Genomic DNA, 16,003 nt, shown 5'->3' with positions numbered 1-16,003 from the left:
GCCGCCCCGCCCCTTGGCCCACGCCCCGCTTGCACGGTCGCGAGGCCGTGCCACGCTGGGAAGGATCCGACGGGGAGGCGACGACGCATGGGCGACGACGGCGCACGACGGGTGTACGGGACGGACTCCGCCCACCGGAGGCCGCCCGCGGGCAAGGGCGAGCAGCTCGCCGACTGGGCGGACGGGCGGCTCGGGCTGTACGCCCTGGCCAAGGCCAACATGCGCAAGGTCTTTCCGGACCACTGGTCGTTCATGCTGGGCGAGGTCACCCTCTACAGCTTCGTCGTGCTGATCCTCACCGGCGTCTACCTCACCCTGTTCTTCGAGCCCAGCATGCAGGAGGTCGTCTACAACGGCTCCTACACGGAGCTCAACGGCGTCCTGATGAGCAGGGCGTTCGAGTCCACGCTGGACATCAGCTTCGACGTGCGCGGCGGGCTGCTGATCCGGCAGATCCACCACTGGGCGGCACTGGTCTTCATCACCGGCATGCTGGTGCACATGATGCGGGTGTTCTTCACGGGCGCCTTCCGCAAGCCGCGCGAGCTGAACTGGGTCTTCGGCTGGACCCTGCTGATGCTCGGCATCATCACCGGCCTGACCGGCTACTCCCTCCCCGACGACCTGCTGTCCGGCACCGGCATCCGCTTCGCGCAGGGCGCGATCCTGTCCATCCCGATCGTCGGGACGTACCTGTCGTTCTTCCTGTTCGGCGGGGAGTTCCCGGGCGAGGACATCATCTCGCGGCTGTACCCCGTCCACATCCTGCTGCTGCCGGGCATCATGCTGGGCCTGGTGACCGCCCATCTGATCCTGGTCTTCTACCACAAGCACACCCAGTTCCCGGGCCCCGGACGCAAGGAGCGGTCGGTCGTCGGGATGCCCTTCCTGCCGGTCTACATGGCCAAGGCCGGGGGCTTCTTCTTCCTCGTCTTCGGCGTGCTGACGGTGATGGGCGCGATCGCCCAGATCAACCCCGTGTGGGCCTTCGGCCCCTACCGCCCCGACCTGGTCACCACCGGCGCCCAGCCCGACTGGTACCTCGGCTTCTCCGAGGGCCTGATCCGGGTGATGCCGGGATGGGAGATCAACCTCTGGGGCCACACACTCGTCCTCGGTGTGTTCATCCCCTTCGCCCTCTTCCCCCTGATCCTGCTCGCCCTCGGCCTCTACCCCTTCATCGAGGCGTGGATCACCGGCGACAAACGCGAGCACCACATCCTCGACCGGCCGCGCAACGCACCCGTGCGCACCGGCCTCGGCGTGGCCTGGCTGACCCTGTACGCGGTGCTGCTGATCGGCGGCGGCAACGACATCGTCGCCACCCATCTGCACCTGTCCATCAACGTGATCACCTGGTTCGTGCGGATCGGCGTCTTCGTGCTGCCGGTCGTCGCCTTCGTCGTCACGAAGAAGATCTGCATGGGCCTGCAGCGCCGCGACCGCGCCAAAGTTCTGCACGGCCGGGAGACCGGCACCATCAAACGGCTGCCGACCGGCGAGTACATCGAGGTGCACGAGCCCCTCGCCCAGGCCGAGCGGTTCACCCTCACCCAGCACGAGCAGAACCCGCCGTACGAGGTCGGGCGCGAGGTCGACGCGGGGGGCGTCCGCCGCAAGGTCAAGCGGTCCGAGCGGTTGCGAGCCCGTCTCGCCAAGGCCATGTTCGGCCCCGACGCACGGATCGAGAAGCCGACGGTGGAGGAGTACCGGGAGATCACCAGCGGCGACCACCAGCACTGACGACCGGGCCCCGGCGCGTGCACTCCCACCCGGCGCGCCCTACGTGTCGCACTCCAGCACGCTCCGGCACAGCGCGCACCGTGCCCGGACCCGTCCCCGGACCGGCACCCTGATGCGCTGGTGGCACGTGGGGCAGGGGAACGACACCCGCAACCGCCCGACCCCGTCGGGGGAGAACGCGTACCGCACCCCCGGCTGCGGCGAATCCGACGGCCCGTGACGCCGGTCCCGGGCGTACCGCCGGCGCCCCGCCCACCCCGCCGCCGTCAGCGGCGGCTGCCGCTCGTCGAGGCGGGCCAGCTCCATCCCCTTCACATACGCCGTGTACGCCTGCGCACTGGTGAACCACACCGACGGGTCCTCACCGAAGACCAGCGACCGCTTCGCCAGCACGTACCCGAACTCCTCCGGCGTGAGATACCCCAGCTTCTGCGACGACGCCCCGTCCTCCCGGAACGCGTCCAGCAGCAGCCACCCCGCGCCCAGGTACGTCGTCGCCGTGTCCGTGAGGATCTCGTTGTCCCGCACGCCCGGGAAGGACAGGTCCAGACGGTGCAGGTACACGTGCATCACCTCGTGCGCCAGGGCCGCCCCGATGTCCCGCCGATGGGTACGGAACCGGTCGTTCAGCTCCACGAAGTACTCCGGCCCGGCCGCGAGCTCCACGCTCGCCGCGTGCCGCATCTCCCGGAAGCTCACGACCAGCCGGGCATCCGGCAGCCGGTAGTGCCGCACCAGCTCGTGCGCCACCCGCTGCGCCCCCAGATACAGGTCGTCGGTGTCGCAGAAAGCCACATCCGCCGGGAGCACGCTCGTCGCGAACGTCCGCACGGTGTCGTACGACAGCCGCTTGTACAGTGCCGTGATGGCCGCCCGCACCGTCTCCAGATGCGGGTAGCCGTGCTCGACCGGCCCGCCGCTCGCCACGCCTCACCCCCAAAGGACGCCCCGGAACCCGGTTCCACTGTACGAGGACGCGACCCGCCGCGGACGGGCGCGAAGACGGCGAAAACCGGTCGTCACCGCCCGGCACCTCGGGCAGAATCCGCGCCGTGACCAGCGAACAGCACACCGTCGCCGCGCTCCGGGTGGGCGGCCAGGACGACGATCTCGAAAAGCGGCTCGACGAGGAGCTGACCGCCTTCAACACCGCCGCCGCCGGCGGAGCCGTCACCGAACCTCTCTCCGTGCGCGTCACCGACGAGGCCGGCGACCTGGTCGGCGGGCTCACCGCCTGGACCTGGGGCACCCTGTGCTCGGTGGACATGCTCTGGGTCCGCGAGGACCAGCGCCACTCCGGCTGGGGCGGCCGGCTGATGCGCGCGGCGGAGGCCGAAGCGGCCCGGCGCGGCTGCACCGACATGATCGTCTCCACGTACGGCTTCCAGGCACCCCGCTTCTACCCGGCGCTCGGCTTCCGGGAACGGGCCCGCATCCCCGGCGTCCCCGGCGGCCACGAGGACGTCCATTTCCACAAACGGATCTCCCTGCCGAAGGATGAGACGGCCGGCGGCCACCCTGCGTGATCCCCGTAGGCTGACGCCCCATGACCACCAGCAACACCGGTTCCCCCGACGCCGACCCCGCCGTCCGCGAAGAGCTCGCCCGGCTGCGCGACAGCATCGACAACATCGACGCGGCCGTCGTCCACATGCTCGCCGAGCGTTTCAAGTGCACCCAGCAGGTCGGCCACCTCAAGGCCCGCCACCAGCTGCCGCCCGCCGACCCCGCTCGCGAGGCCCGCCAGATCGCCCGGCTGCGCGCCCTGGCCGAAAACGCCAAGCTGGACCCGGCCTTCGCCGAGAAGTTCCTCAACTTCATCGTCGGCGAGGTCATCCGCCACCACGAGCGCATCGCGGACGAGGCGCTCAACGGCTCCTCCACCGGCGCTGGCTGACCTCGCGCACGCCCCGGGGGGAGTGACACGACGGCCCGCGCGCGGCATGCTGCGCTGTGCACAGCATGTCAGCTGACGAGCACACCGCGTCAGCGTCCCGGACTTACTCTGGTCCTCCACAGGGAGGGGCGTCGGGCCATGCCGTCGGATACCAGGATCCTCATCGTCGACGACCACGAGGACACGCTGTACGCGCTGGAGAGCGCCCTGGCCCCGCTGGGCTACCAGCTCGGCCGGGCCACCAGCGGCGACGAGGCACTCAAGCAGGTCCTCCGCGGCCAGGTCGGCCTGCTGCTGCTCGACGTGCGCATGCCCGGCGTCAGCGGACTGGAAGTCGTGCGCTACATGCGGCGCGTGGAACAGACCCAGCACATCCCCGTCATCCTGCTCACCGGCTTCGGCGCCGACCACGAACTGACCACGACCGCCTTCGGGCTCGGCGTCGCCGACCTCGTCATGAAGCCCGTCGACCCCTGGGCCCTGCGCACCAAGGTCCGCTACCTCTACGACGCCCACCGGCGCCATCTCGCCCTGGAGAGGGAGGTGCACCGCCTGCGCGCCCTCGCGGGGGAGCACACCGAGACCGCCGCACACCCCGCGCGCCCCGGACTGCCGCATCCCGACGCGCGCGTGCCCACGCAGCGGCCCATGGGGGCGCACGCCGGGGAGCTCGAAAAGGACCGCACCTAGAGCGGACATTGGGCACGTACCGATCCGCCTCTGTGCCTCGCCCACGCCATCAGGCAGCATGTCACGCATGTCCGTACTGACGCGCGACGAAGCGCAGACCCGAGCAGAGCTCCTCGACGTCCACCACTACACGATCGAACTCGACCTGACCGGCGGAGACGAGACCTTCGACTCCCGCACCCTGATCAGGTTCGCCACCCGCGTGGACGGGAACACCTTCGTCGAGCTCAAGCCCGCCGAGCTGCGCACCGTCACCCTCGACGGACACCCCCTGGACCCGGAATCCCTGGACGGCAACCGGCTCGCCCTGCCGCACCTCACCGCCGGCGAGCACGAACTGCTCGTGGACGCCCGGATGCGCTACTCCCGCACCGGCGAGGGCATGCACCGCTTCACCGACCCCACCGACGGCGAGACCTACGTCTACACCCAGCTGTTCATGGACGACGTCCAGCGCGTCTTCGCCGCCTTCGACCAGCCCGACCTGAAAGCCGTCTTCGAACTGTCGGTGAAGGCCCCGCAGGACTGGACCGTCCTCGCCAACGGCATCACCGAACAGACGGACGGCGTATGGAAAGCGGCCCCCACACCGCTCATCTCCACCTACCTCGTCGCCGTCGCCGCCGGCCCCTGGCACTCCGTACGCACCGAGCACCGCGGCCTGCCCTTCGGCCTGCACTGCCGCCGCTCCCTCGCCCCCTACCTCGACGCCGACGCCGACGAACTCCTCGACGTCACGCGCGCGTGCTACGACCGCTACCACGAGAAGTTCGACGAGCTCTACCCGTTCGACTCCTACGACCAGGCTTTCGTCCCCGAGTTCAACGCCGGCGCCATGGAGAACCCGGGCCTGGTCACCTTCCGCGACGAGTTCGTCTACCGCTCCGCCGTCACCGACACCGAACGCCAGACCCGCGCCATGGTCATCGCCCACGAGATGGCCCACATGTGGTTCGGCGACCTCGTCACCCTCAAGTGGTGGGACGACATCTGGCTGAACGAGTCCTTCGCCGAGTACATGGGCTACCAGACCCTCACCGAAGCGACCCGCTTCACCGACACCTGGACCGACTTCGGCGTCACCCGCAAGTCCTGGGGCTACGACGCCGACCAGCGCCCCTCCACCCACCCCGTCGCCCCCGAGGCCGTCGACGACACCGCCTCCGCCCTGCTCAACTTCGACGGCATCTCCTACGCCAAGGGCGCCAGCGCGCTGCGGCAACTGGTCGCCTGGCTCGGCGAGAAGGACTTCCTCGCCGGCATCAACACCCACTTCGCCCGGCACAGGTTCGCCAACGCCACCCTCGCCGACTTCATCGACAACCTCGCGAGCGCCACCGACCGTGACGTCCACGCCTGGGCCGACGCCTGGCTGCGCACCACCGGCGTCGACACCCTCACCCCGCGGATCACCCCCGGCGAGCACGGCACCTGCGCCCTCACCGTCGACCGCGCCGGCAGCCGCCCGCACCGCATCGCCGCCGGCCTCTACGACCGCGACCTCGGCGACGACGGCGGGCAGCTCGTCCTGCGCGAAAGCCTCCACCTGGACCTCCCGCAGACCGGCCCTCACCCCATCGGCAAGCGGCCCGCCCTGCTCCTCCTCAACGACGGCGACCTCACCTACGCCAAGGTCCGCTTCGACCCCGAGTCCTTCGAGACCGTCCGCAAGGACCTGTCCGGCCTGCCCCGGCCGCTCACCCGCGCGGTCGTCTGGAACGCCCTGCGGGACGCCGTCCGCGACGGCGAACTCGCCCCCGGCGCCTACCTGGAGACCGCCCGCGCCCACCTCCCGCTGGAGACGGACCTCGCCATCGTCCAGGGCGTACTCGCCTTCGCCTCCGCCTACATCGCCGACCGCTACCTCACCCCCGACGAGCGGCCCGCCGCCCTCGCCACCCTCTCCGAACTGTGCCGCGACCTCATCCGCCGCACCGAGGACGGCGACAACCCCGGCCTGCGCCTGATCGCAGTACGCCACCGCATCGACGTGGCCGCCCACCCCGACACCATCGCCGCCTGGCTCGCCGACGGCACCGTCCCCGGCGGCCCGGAACTCGACCCCGAGCTGCGCTGGCGCGTACTCGCCCGGCTCGCCGTCCTCGGCGCGACCGACGAGCCCGCCATCGCCGCCGAACTGGAACGCGACCCCAGCGCCACCGGCCAGGAGGGCGCCGCCCGCTGCCGCGCCGCCCTGCCCGACCCGGAGGCCAAGGCCCGCGCCTGGGAGGCCATGTTCGGCTCCGACGACCTGTCCAACTACCTCTTCACCGCCACCGCCCGTGGCTTCTGGCAGCCCGAACAGGCCGACCTGGTACGCGAGTACGTCGCGCGCTACTACCCCGACGCGGTCGCCGTCGCCGACCGCCGGGGCCCCGCGATGGCGGAGGCGGCAGGCCGCTGGGCCTTCCCCGCCCACGCCGTGGACGAGGACAACCTCCACCTCGGCGAGACCTGCCTGCACGACGGCGACCCGACCCCCGCGCTGCGCCGCAAACTCGTCGACCAGCTGGACGACTTGAAGCGGGCGCTGCGGGTGCGGGGAGCGCAGGGGGCCTGACCGGGGGCTCGGGCGGCCGCCCTCCCGCCGCAGCGGCGGACCGGCCGCCCCCAGCCCTGGGCCCCGGCCCGGCCTTGAGGGCGATACAGCCGTCGGGAACGCGACCCCGGCCCGGGTCCGAGGGCCCTATGGCGCCCTGCGCCGCGAAACCTTCGGCCGACTGGACGACCTGAAGCGCGGGTTCCGGGACGCCACCCGCCCCGCCCCGGCGGTCACGCCGCCGGGTTCGGGAACTGACACCCGCGCACAGAAATACCTCCACCCGGGTTGGATCGTTGGGCTGTCGGGCGTGCCGCCACCCGCGCCCCGGAGGTCAGCCCATGAGCACGCCGCCCCTCGCATCGGGCCCCGACGGCCCGCACGCCCTGCGGTCCTTGCTCCACACCGTGCTCGACGCGCTGGACACCGGCTCCCGGGCCCGCGGCGGGCCGCTGCCCGCGGGCGGCCCGGACCAGGTCGCCGCGCGGCTGCGGAACGCGGTGGGAGACATCCTCCCGGACCGGGGCGACCCACACGCCCTCCGCACCCTCGTCCACGCCTTCGCCGAGACCGCCGCCGACCCCGCCCACCCCCTGTGCGCCGCCCACCTCCACTGCCCCCCGCTCGCCGTGGCCACCGCGGCGGACCTGGCGGCCTCCGCCCTCAACCCCTCCCTGGACTCCTGGGACCAGGCCCCGGGAGCGTCGGAGCTGGAGAGGCTGGTCACGGCGGCCCTGGCCCGCGAGATCCACGGAAGCGGCACTCCCGCGACCCCCGACTCCCTCATCACCACCGGCGGCACCGAATCCAACCAGCTCGCCCTGCTCCTCGCCCGGGAGACCCACGGCGCAAGCGTCCGGCTCGTCTGCGGCGCCAACGCCCACCACTCCCTGCCCCGCGCCGCCTGGCTGCTCGGCCTGCCCCAGCCCGTCGTCGTACCCACCCCGCACGGCACACTCGACCCCGACACGCTCGACCAGGCCCTCACCTGCCTGAACGGCCCGCTGCTCGTCGCCGCCACCGCCGGCACCACCGACGCCGGCCTCATCGACCCGCTGCCCGAGATCGCCGCCCGCTGCGCCGCCCACAACGCCCGGCTGCACGTGGACGCCGCCTACGGCGCAGGCCTCCTCTTCAGCGACCGGCACCGCACCCGCCTCACCGGACTCGGCACCGCCGACACCGTCACCCTCGACCTGCACAAACTCGGCTGGCAGCCGGTCGCCGCCGGGCTCCTGGCGGTCCGGGACGGCCGCGATCTCGCCGCTCTGCGGCAGCGCGCCGACTACCTCAACGCCGACGACGACACCGAGGCCGGCCTGCCCGACCTGCTCGGCCGGTCCCTCAGAACCACCCGCCGCCCCGACGTCCTCAAACTCGCCGTCACCCTCAAGACCCTCGGCCGCACCGGCCTCGGCGCACTCGTCGACCGAGTCTGCGCCCACGCCCGGCAGTTCGCCGACCTCGTCGACGCCCACCCCGGCTTCGACCTGCACGCCCCGCCCGCCATCAGCACGGTGCTGTTCCGGCCCACCGGCGCCACCGACACCACCGTGGCCGCCGTACGCCGCGCGCTGCTCACCGACGGCCACGCCGTCCTCGGCCGGGCCCGCCTCGACGGCCGGCTCTGGCTCAAAGCCACCCTCCTCAACCCGGCCACCGGGCCCGACGACCTGGCCGCCCTGCTGCACCTCGCGGCAGCGAGCCGAGCCACACTCGTGGAAGGACACACCCCCAGATGAACCCCGCTCCGCACCCGCACCAAGAGCCCGACGCCCCCCGCGACCTGGTCGGCATCGGCATCGGCCCCGCCAACCTCTCCCTCGCCGCGCTCGCCCACCCCCTCGGCGGCCTCGACACCGTCTTCTACGACCAGAGCCCCGCCTTCGGCTGGCACCCCGGCCTGCTCATCGACGGCGCCACCATCCAGGTCCCGTTCCTCGCCGACCTGGTGTCCCTCACCGACCCCACCAGCCCCTGGACCTTCCTCAACTACCTCAGGTCCCGCGAACGGCTGTTCCCCTTCTACTTCGCCGAGCGCTTCCACATCCAGCGCGCCGAATACGACGCCTACTGCCGCTGGGTCAGCGAGAACCTCCCCGGACTCCACTTCGGCCACCAGGTCGACGCCGTCCGCTGGAACCCCGAACGCGACGTCTTCGAAGTCGACTTCACCCAGCTCGACACCGACGGAGAAGCAGAAGCCCTCGGCCGGACCTACACGCGCAACGTCGTCCTCGGCATCGGCACCGAGCCCTACGTCCCCGACCCCCTGAAGCCTCTCGTCGAAGCCCCCGGCGTGCCCGTCGTGCACGCCGCCGACTATCTCGACCACCGCGCCGCCCTCCTCGCCGCCGAGCACGTCACCGTCGTCGGCATCGGACAGTCCGGCGCCGAGATCTTCCTCGACCTGCTCCGCAACCGGCCCGCCGGACGCGAAAAACTCCACTGGCTGGGCCGCACCGAAGCGTTCGCCCCCATGGAGTACTCCAAGCTCGGCCTGGAGCACTTCACCCCCGACCACACCCGCTACTTCCACGCCCTGCCCGAACCCACCCGCGACCGGCTCCTCGACGGCCAGTGGCAGCTCCACCAAGGCATCGACGCCGCCACCATCGCCGCCGTCCACGACGAGCTCTACCGCCGCACCCTGCACGGCGGCTGGCCCGACGCCGTCCTCACCCCCGGCGTCCACCTCCGCACCGCCGGCCGGATCGCCACGACCAAAGTCGAACTGCACCTGGAGCACGACCTGCAGAACAGCCGCTCCCGCCTCACCACCGACGCCGTCGTCCTCGCCACCGGCTACCGCGAATGCCCCCACGACCGGATCCTCGCCGGCCTCGACCCCTACATGCGCCGCGACAACAGCGAACGCCCCCGCATCGACGAGGACTACCGGCTCGTCCTCGACCCGTCCGTCACCGGCACGGTGTACGTCCAGAACGCCGAAACCCACACCCACGGCGTCGGCGCCCCCGACCTCGGCCTCGCCGCCTGGCGCAGCGCGATCATCCTCAACACACTGACGGGCGGGGAGGCCTACGCCCTCCCCGCCCGCACCGCCTTCACCACCTTCGGCCTCACCCAGCGGGCACACGTCCCGCCGCCCCGCGAGGCACCCGCACTGACCCCGCTCGTCGACGACCGAAGGTGACGAGGCGCGCCTCTCAGAAGACGGGCGTGCCCTCGCGCGTGAGCTTCCAGTCCACCGCCGCGAAGACGGCCGGGTCGATCGACCCCTTCGCCTTCACCCAGGCGATCATGGTGTTGCGGATCTCGTCCGAGTTCGACCACAGCAACGGGGCCGCGGCGACATGCGGGAAGTTCCCGCCGCCGTTGGCCCGGTAGTTGTTCACCGCGAACACGAACTTCGCGTCGTCCGCGAGCGGCTGCCCCCCGAACCGCACATTCGTCACCCGTGAACCGGCCGGCTTCGCGATGTCGATCTCGTACGTCAGACCACTCACCACGTCGTAGTTGTAGTCCGGCGTGCCGTTCGCGTTCGTCAGCTTCGCCGGATCCACCGGAGCGCCCGGCGCGGTCTGCACGAAGTAGTTCGCCGAATACTCCAGATACGCCTTCATCTGCGCACCCGTCATCAGACGCGCCTCCAGCGTGTTCTCGAAGACGTACAGACCCGCGACGTCCCGGATCGTCACCTCACCGGCCGGGATCCGCGCACTGCGCGAGAAGCACGCCGCCTGCGACAGCACCGGCAGCGCGGCGTACTCCGTGGCCGCCAGCGCCTGCTTCACCGTGTCCGCCTGGATGTGGTTGATCAGGTCGATGATCGGCACGTCCTTGTACGGCGCCTCGGCCGACGCCATCTCCGCCGCGTTCGTGCCGATGACCTGATTGACGTACGCCACGACCTTCTCGTGCTCGTCCGAGAGCAGCTTCGTGATCTTCGGGTCCTCCTCCACGGTGTTGGAGTTGAGGACCTTCGCGCCCACCTTCTCGACCTTCCAGCAGCCCTTCTCCCAGACCAGCTCGAAGTCGAACAGCGTCAGCCGCTGACCCCACTTCAGCGGCTCCGACAGCACGACCTGCTTGCCGGTCTCCTTGTTCGTGACGAAGTACTCCGGGATCTCCGTGTGCGCGTGCCCGACCAGGATCGCGTCGATCCCCGGCACCTGCTCCGCCACCAGACCCGCCGCGTTCTCGATGTACGGCAGCTGGTCACCGTAGGACGACTTCCCCGACGAACCGCTGTGCGCCGACACGATGACCACGTCCGCACCCATCGAACGCAGCTTCGGCACCCACTTCGCCGCCTGCTCCTCCAGACCCGGGAACGTCATCTTCCCCTGCACGTTCGCCTTGTCCCAGATCGCGATGCCCGGGTTGGTCAGCCCCAGCACCGCCACCTTCACGTCCCGCCCGAACGGCGTACGCAGCCGGTGCATGCTGTACGGCGCGAACGCCGGCCGCAGCGTCTTCGCGTCCAGCGCGTTCGCCCCCAGCAGCGGGAATCGGCACTGCTGCTCGAACTTCCGCAGCACCGGAATGCCGTAGTTGAACTCGTGGTTGCCGAGCGCCGCCGCGTCATACCCCATGGCGTTCATCGCCTGCGCCATCGGATGCACCGGGCCGCCCTCGGCCGTGATCGGGTCGACCTTGGCGTAGTAGTACGACAGCTGCGTGCCCTGGATGGTGTCGCCCGCGTCGATCAGCAGCGTGTTGCGACGGCCCTTCTCCGCACGGACCCGGTTCACCAGCGTCGAGACCTTCGCGAGGCCCACGTCGTTGTGGTCCTTGTCGTCGAACTCCTTGTCCGTGAAGTAGTCCCAGTTGAAGACGTTGCCGTGCAGGTCCGTCGTCCCCAGGACGGTGAACGCGTACCGCTTGGCACCCCGCTTCGCCTCGGCCGCCTGCGCACCCGGCGCCGAGACCGCACCGGCCAGCGCCACCCCCGCCCCGGTCACGGCGGACTTCTCCAGGAACTTCCGGCGGTTCAACGGCATGTCTGGCTCCCCTGCGGAATCTGTGAACGACGCGCGTAGATAACGCGCGTAGATTCTGACCCGTCCATGACCGGCCGCAACAGACCCGGCAGGTTGCGATCTGATGACTCGGCCTCCGCCTCCCGGCCGCCAACCAGCCCAGACATGACAGAGTGGGGCGTATGACCGCGGCCACCCCAGACGCCTCCCAGCCCGCCGTCCCCTACGGCACACCCGAGGCCCCCCGCATCGCCGTCCGCGGCGAAGCCCGCCTCGAAGTCGACCCCGAGATCGCCCGCATCGGCATCACCGTCGCCGCCCGCGGCCGCGACCGCCGCTCCGCCCTCGACGACCTCACCCGCCGCAACGCCGTCGTCCTCGACCTCGTCAAGACCTACGGCGATGCCGTCGAACGCCTGGAGACCGGCGCCTTCTCCATCACGCCGGAACTCACCAAACACGGCCGCGGCGAACGCGTCCGCACGTACCACGGCAGCGTCCGCGTCACCGCCGAACTCACCGACTTCACCGCCCTGGGCGAACTCACCACCCGCCTCGCCGACCTCGACCTCACCCGGGTCGACGGCCCCTGGTGGGCCCTGCGCCCCGACTCACCCGCCCACCGCGAAGCCCGCAAGAAGGCTGTCCACGAAGCCGTCCAACGCGCCCGCGAATACGCCGACGCCCTCGGCACCACCCTCTCCGCCCTCGTCGAACTCGCCGACATCGGCGCCGAGAGTGCCCCGCCGGCCTACCCCCAGGCCCCCGGCCGCATGCGCTCCGCCGCCTACGCCGGCGCCCCCGAGGACACCCCCGCCCCCCTCGACCTCGAACCCCAGCGCCAACGCGTCCACGCCCAGATCAACGCCCGCTTCACGATGGTGCCGCCGCGGCTGTGAGCCCCGCCGGGCGAATTCACGAAAGCATGACCGAATTCCTCGGATGCTCATCGGAGCGCCCCGCCGCACAATTCAACACTTGTCAATAACGCTTAACCCACAGTCCGTTGGGTGGTCATCCCCGACCAATTCCCTACCAGCCGGTAACTCATAAGCTCTTTCCATGCGCCGAGCAAAAATCGTCTGCACCCTGGGACCCGCCACCGACTCGTACGACCAGATCAAAGCCCTGGTCGACGCCGGAATGGACGTAGCCCGCTTCAACCTCAGCCACGGCAGCCACGCCGAACACGAGGAGCGCTACCACCGGGTCCGCAAAGCCGCAGACGAGACCGGCCGCAGCGTCGGCCTCCTCGCCGACCTTCAAGGCCCGAAGATCCGCCTCGGCCGCTTCACCGAAGGCCCCGTACTCCTCGAACGCGGCGACACCTTCACCATCACCGTCGAAGACGGCGTCCAAGGCGACGGCCATATCTGCGGCACCACCTACGCCGGCCTCGCCACCGACGTCACCACAGGCGAACGCATCCTCGTCGACGACGGCAAGGTCTGCCTCAAGGTGACCTCGGTAGACGGCCCCAGGGTCCACACCACCGTCCTCGAAGGCGGCGTGATCTCCGACCACAAAGGCCTCAACCTCCCCGGCGTCGCCGTCTCCGTCCCCGCCCTCTCCAAAAAAGACGAAGACGACCTCCGCTGGGCCCTGAACACCGGCTTCGACGTCATCGCTCTCTCCTTCGTCCGCTCCGGCCGCGACATCCAGGACGTCCACCGCATCATGGACGAAGAAGGCCGCCGCCTCCCCGTCATCGCCAAAGTCGAAAAACCCCAGGCCGTCGAGAACATCGACGACATCGTCGCCGCCTTCGACGGCATCATGGTCGCCCGCGGAGACCTCGGCGTCGAAATGCCACTGGAGCAGGTGCCGATCGTCCAAAAGCGAGCCATCAAACTGGCCAAGCGCAATGCCAAACCGGTCATCGTCGCCACCCAGATGCTCGACTCGATGATCGACAACGCCCGCCCCACCCGCGCCGAAGCCTCCGACGTCGCCAACGCCGTCATCGACGGCACCGACGCGGTGATGCTCTCCGGCGAGACCAGCGTCGGCAAACACCCGATCGACACCGTCCGCACGATGGCCCGCATCGTCGAAGCGGCGGAGGAGGACATCCTGGCGAAGGGCCTCCCGCCCCTGACGGAACGCAACAAACCCCGCACCCAGGGCGGCGCGGTCGCCCGAGCGGCCGCCGAGATCGGCGACTTCCTCGGCGCGAAATTCCTCGTCGCCTTCACCCAGTCCGGCGACACCGCCCGCCGCCTCTCCCGCTACCGCTCCCCGATCCCCCTCCTCGCCTTCACCCCCGACCAGGCCACCCGCTCACAACTCGCCCTCACTTGGGGCGTGGAGACGTATCTCGGCCCGTGCGTCGACTCCACCGACGCGATGGTCGACCAGGTCGACGAACTACTGCTGCGCTCCGGCCGCTGCGAGAAGGGCGACATGGTCGTCATCACGGCAGGCTCCCCGCCCGGCGTCTCCGGCTCGACGAACATGGTCCGCGTCCATCACATCGCGGAGTAGCCACGTCAGTACTTGGGGCCGACGTGGGCGTCCATGAGGGCGACGGAGGCTTTGCGGGCGACGGAGATGTTGAACGGGTTTGCCCGCTTCCAGTCGACGCCGACCTGGTCCAAGGCCTTGGTGAACAGACGGATGATGTCGGCGGAGCGGTTGGTGAAGAAGTACCGCGGATACTCGTAGCGCTTCCGCTCGCCGGCCACGCTCCGGGTCGTCCAGTTCGTGATGCGGCAACCGTCGGAGTGGATGAGACCGCGGATGAACTCCCAGGGATGGCCGTCGACGATGGCCTGTTGCCAGGGTTCGAGGAGGATACGGCGTTCGTGTTTCTTGCCGGGTCCGTGCTGGGGGAAGAGAATCGGCCAGCTCCGGGAATAGCTGGTGACCGCGACACAGCCCTGCTTCTGCGCGACGTGGACGCCCACACCCGGGCGCACTTTCCCGATGGCCTCGCGGCACTCCTCGATGAGCCCGGGCCAGACGTCCGCGCAAGCAATCCTGAGGTAGTAGCCGCCACGAGGGTGGGGGCTGATGCAACCGTCACCGAGGTAGAGGCCCAGCAGGTATGCGTATGCGGACTCGTCAGAGGGCGGGCCGGGGTCGGGATGTGGCATACGAGGGCGCGGCTCGATGCGGTCCTGCCAGGAGCGGATCGCGGCCCGTGAAATGCCTGTTTCCCGGCTCGCCGAATTCAGGCTTCGGCCCTGGGCCACCAGCGCGAGCGCTCGCTTGCGTGTGCTGAGGTCGTACATGGGGCCACTGTGGAACTGTGATCACGTCGACACGCAGCAAAAAGCGGATGTTCACGAGAACGTGGACATCCGCTTCGAAGTGGCGACCTTGGAAACCAAGGAAAAGTGCCCCGGGTCGGACTCGAACCGACACTGTATGGGTTTTGAATCCATTGCCTGCTGCCAATTGGGCTACCGGGGCCCGGTGAATCCAAGGTTGACCTCGACCCACTGCCTGACCACCATACCGCAGCTAGGTACGCTCTTGGGAGCAGTACCGGCCTGCCCCTACCAAGGAGCCCACGTGAGTGCCCCCGAGTCGCCCCAGCCTGTTGACGTGCCTGAAGAGGACAAGTCGCACGTGCCTCCGATGACGACGCGGGTCGTCATCGCCGAGGACGAGGCGCTGATCCGGCTCGATCTCAAAGAGATGCTGGAGGAGGAGGGCTACACCGTCGTCGGTGAGGCCGGGGACGGTGAGCAGGCGGTGGAGCTGGCCCGTGAGCACCGGCCGGACCTCGTCATTCTCGACGTGAAGATGCCGAAGCTGGACGGTATCTCCGCGGCGGAGAAGATCGCGGAGGAGAGCATCGCGCCGGTGCTGATGCTGACCGCGTTCTCGCAGCGGGATCTGGTGGAGCGCGCTCGGGACGCGGGTGCCATGGCTTATCTCGTGAAGCCGTTCAGCAAGACCGACGTCGTGCCGGCGATCGAGATGGCCGTCTCGCGGTTCACGGAGCTGAAGGAGCTGGAGAAGGAGGTCGCCGACCTCACGCTCCGGCTGGAGACGCGCAAGCTGGTGGACCGGGCGAAGTCGATTCTGCAGACGGAGTACGGGCTGTCGGAGCCGGCTGCTTTCCGGTGGATCCAGAAGACGTCGATGGATCGCCGGATGTCGATGCAGCAGGTCGCGGAGGCGGTCATTCAGGACGCCGACGAGAAGAAGGCCAACAAGGGCTGAGAACGCGACGCGAGA

13 protein-coding genes and 1 tRNA gene are annotated in these 16,003 nt (G+C 70.0%); 10 read left to right on the top strand and 4 right to left on the bottom strand.

Annotated elements, in window-relative coordinates; all coding sequences use genetic code 11:
• Positions 1-87 precede the first annotated feature (87 nt).
• Positions 88-1,743, top strand: a complete 1,656-nt coding sequence (gene qcrB / locus HNR57_RS28155; protein WP_184564201.1) for a cytochrome bc1 complex cytochrome b subunit — start codon at positions 88-90, stop codon at positions 1,741-1,743.
• A gap of 39 nt (positions 1,744-1,782) precedes the next feature.
• On the opposite strand, the gene HNR57_RS28150 is transcribed toward qcrB, so the two are convergent.
• The gene (locus HNR57_RS28150; protein WP_184564199.1) at positions 1,783-2,670 is read right to left on the bottom strand and encodes a hypothetical protein; all 888 of its coding nucleotides are present in this window, start codon (positions 2,668-2,670) and stop codon (positions 1,783-1,785) included.
• Between the two features lie 125 nt (positions 2,671-2,795).
• On the opposite strand from HNR57_RS28150, the gene HNR57_RS28145 reads away from it, so the two are divergent.
• The 6 genes from HNR57_RS28145 to HNR57_RS28120 all read left to right on the top strand — a co-directional run bounded on the left by HNR57_RS28145 (position 2,796) and on the right by HNR57_RS28120 (position 10,026).
• Positions 2,796-3,269, top strand: coding sequence for a GNAT family N-acetyltransferase (locus HNR57_RS28145; RefSeq protein WP_313674975.1), 474 nt, complete (start codon positions 2,796-2,798; stop codon positions 3,267-3,269).
• A 20-nt stretch (positions 3,270-3,289) separates the two neighbouring features.
• Positions 3,290-3,640, top strand: a complete 351-nt coding sequence (locus HNR57_RS28140; RefSeq protein ID WP_184564197.1) for a chorismate mutase — start codon at positions 3,290-3,292, stop codon at positions 3,638-3,640.
• 138 nt (positions 3,641-3,778) lie between these two features.
• Positions 3,779-4,330, top strand: a complete 552-nt coding sequence (locus HNR57_RS28135) for a response regulator (RefSeq protein ID WP_184564195.1) — start codon at positions 3,779-3,781, stop codon at positions 4,328-4,330.
• Between the two features lie 67 nt (positions 4,331-4,397).
• Positions 4,398-6,890: an aminopeptidase N gene (pepN, locus tag HNR57_RS28130; RefSeq protein ID WP_184564193.1), complete on the top strand. Its 2,493-nt coding sequence runs from the start codon at positions 4,398-4,400 to the stop codon at positions 6,888-6,890.
• Between the two features lie 320 nt (positions 6,891-7,210).
• A complete protein-coding gene (locus tag HNR57_RS28125) occupies positions 7,211-8,611 on the top strand; it encodes a pyridoxal phosphate-dependent decarboxylase family protein (RefSeq protein WP_184564191.1) in 1,401 nt (466 codons plus the stop codon).
• Positions 8,608-10,026, top strand: coding sequence for a lysine N(6)-hydroxylase/L-ornithine N(5)-oxygenase family protein (locus tag HNR57_RS28120; protein WP_184564189.1), 1,419 nt, complete (start codon positions 8,608-8,610; stop codon positions 10,024-10,026). The genes HNR57_RS28125 and HNR57_RS28120 overlap by 4 nt, the downstream gene beginning before the upstream one ends.
• A gap of 13 nt (positions 10,027-10,039) precedes the next feature.
• Here the strand turns inward: HNR57_RS28120 and HNR57_RS28115 are convergent, their stop codons facing one another.
• Positions 10,040-11,836 (bottom strand): bifunctional metallophosphatase/5'-nucleotidase, encoded by a 1,797-nt coding sequence (locus HNR57_RS28115; RefSeq protein ID WP_184564187.1) that lies wholly within the window; start codon positions 11,834-11,836, stop codon positions 10,040-10,042.
• A gap of 161 nt (positions 11,837-11,997) precedes the next feature.
• Here HNR57_RS28115 and HNR57_RS28110 point away from each other — a divergent pair, with 161 nt between their 5' ends.
• Positions 11,998-12,714 carry an SIMPL domain-containing protein gene (locus HNR57_RS28110; protein ID WP_184564185.1) on the top strand — a complete coding sequence of 239 codons (717 nt, stop codon included), beginning with the start codon at positions 11,998-12,000 and terminating at the stop codon, positions 12,712-12,714.
• A gap of 163 nt (positions 12,715-12,877) precedes the next feature.
• Positions 12,878-14,299: a pyruvate kinase gene (gene pyk, locus HNR57_RS28105; RefSeq protein ID WP_184564183.1), complete on the top strand. Its 1,422-nt coding sequence runs from the start codon at positions 12,878-12,880 to the stop codon at positions 14,297-14,299.
• Between the two features lie 5 nt (positions 14,300-14,304).
• Here the strand turns inward: pyk and HNR57_RS28100 are convergent, their stop codons facing one another.
• Together HNR57_RS28100 and HNR57_RS28095 are read right to left on the bottom strand one after the other, a co-directional pair.
• On the bottom strand, positions 14,305-15,048 hold the full coding sequence (locus HNR57_RS28100; protein ID WP_184564181.1) for a helix-turn-helix domain-containing protein: 744 nt from the start codon (positions 15,046-15,048) through the stop codon (positions 14,305-14,307).
• Between the two features lie 106 nt (positions 15,049-15,154).
• Positions 15,155-15,229: transfer RNA gene (locus tag HNR57_RS28095), tRNA-Leu, on the bottom strand.
• Between the two features lie 102 nt (positions 15,230-15,331).
• On the opposite strand from HNR57_RS28095, the gene HNR57_RS28090 reads away from it, so the two are divergent.
• Positions 15,332-15,988: an ANTAR domain-containing response regulator gene (locus HNR57_RS28090; RefSeq protein ID WP_033310604.1), complete on the top strand. Its 657-nt coding sequence runs from the start codon at positions 15,332-15,334 to the stop codon at positions 15,986-15,988.
• Positions 15,989-16,003: the final 15 nt, after the last annotated feature.

Source organism: Streptomyces paradoxus (assembly GCF_014202475.1).
GTDB classification, from domain to species: domain Bacteria; phylum Actinomycetota; class Actinomycetes; order Streptomycetales; family Streptomycetaceae; genus Streptomyces; species Streptomyces paradoxus.
This window is presented reverse-complemented; position numbering and strand designations above follow the sequence as displayed.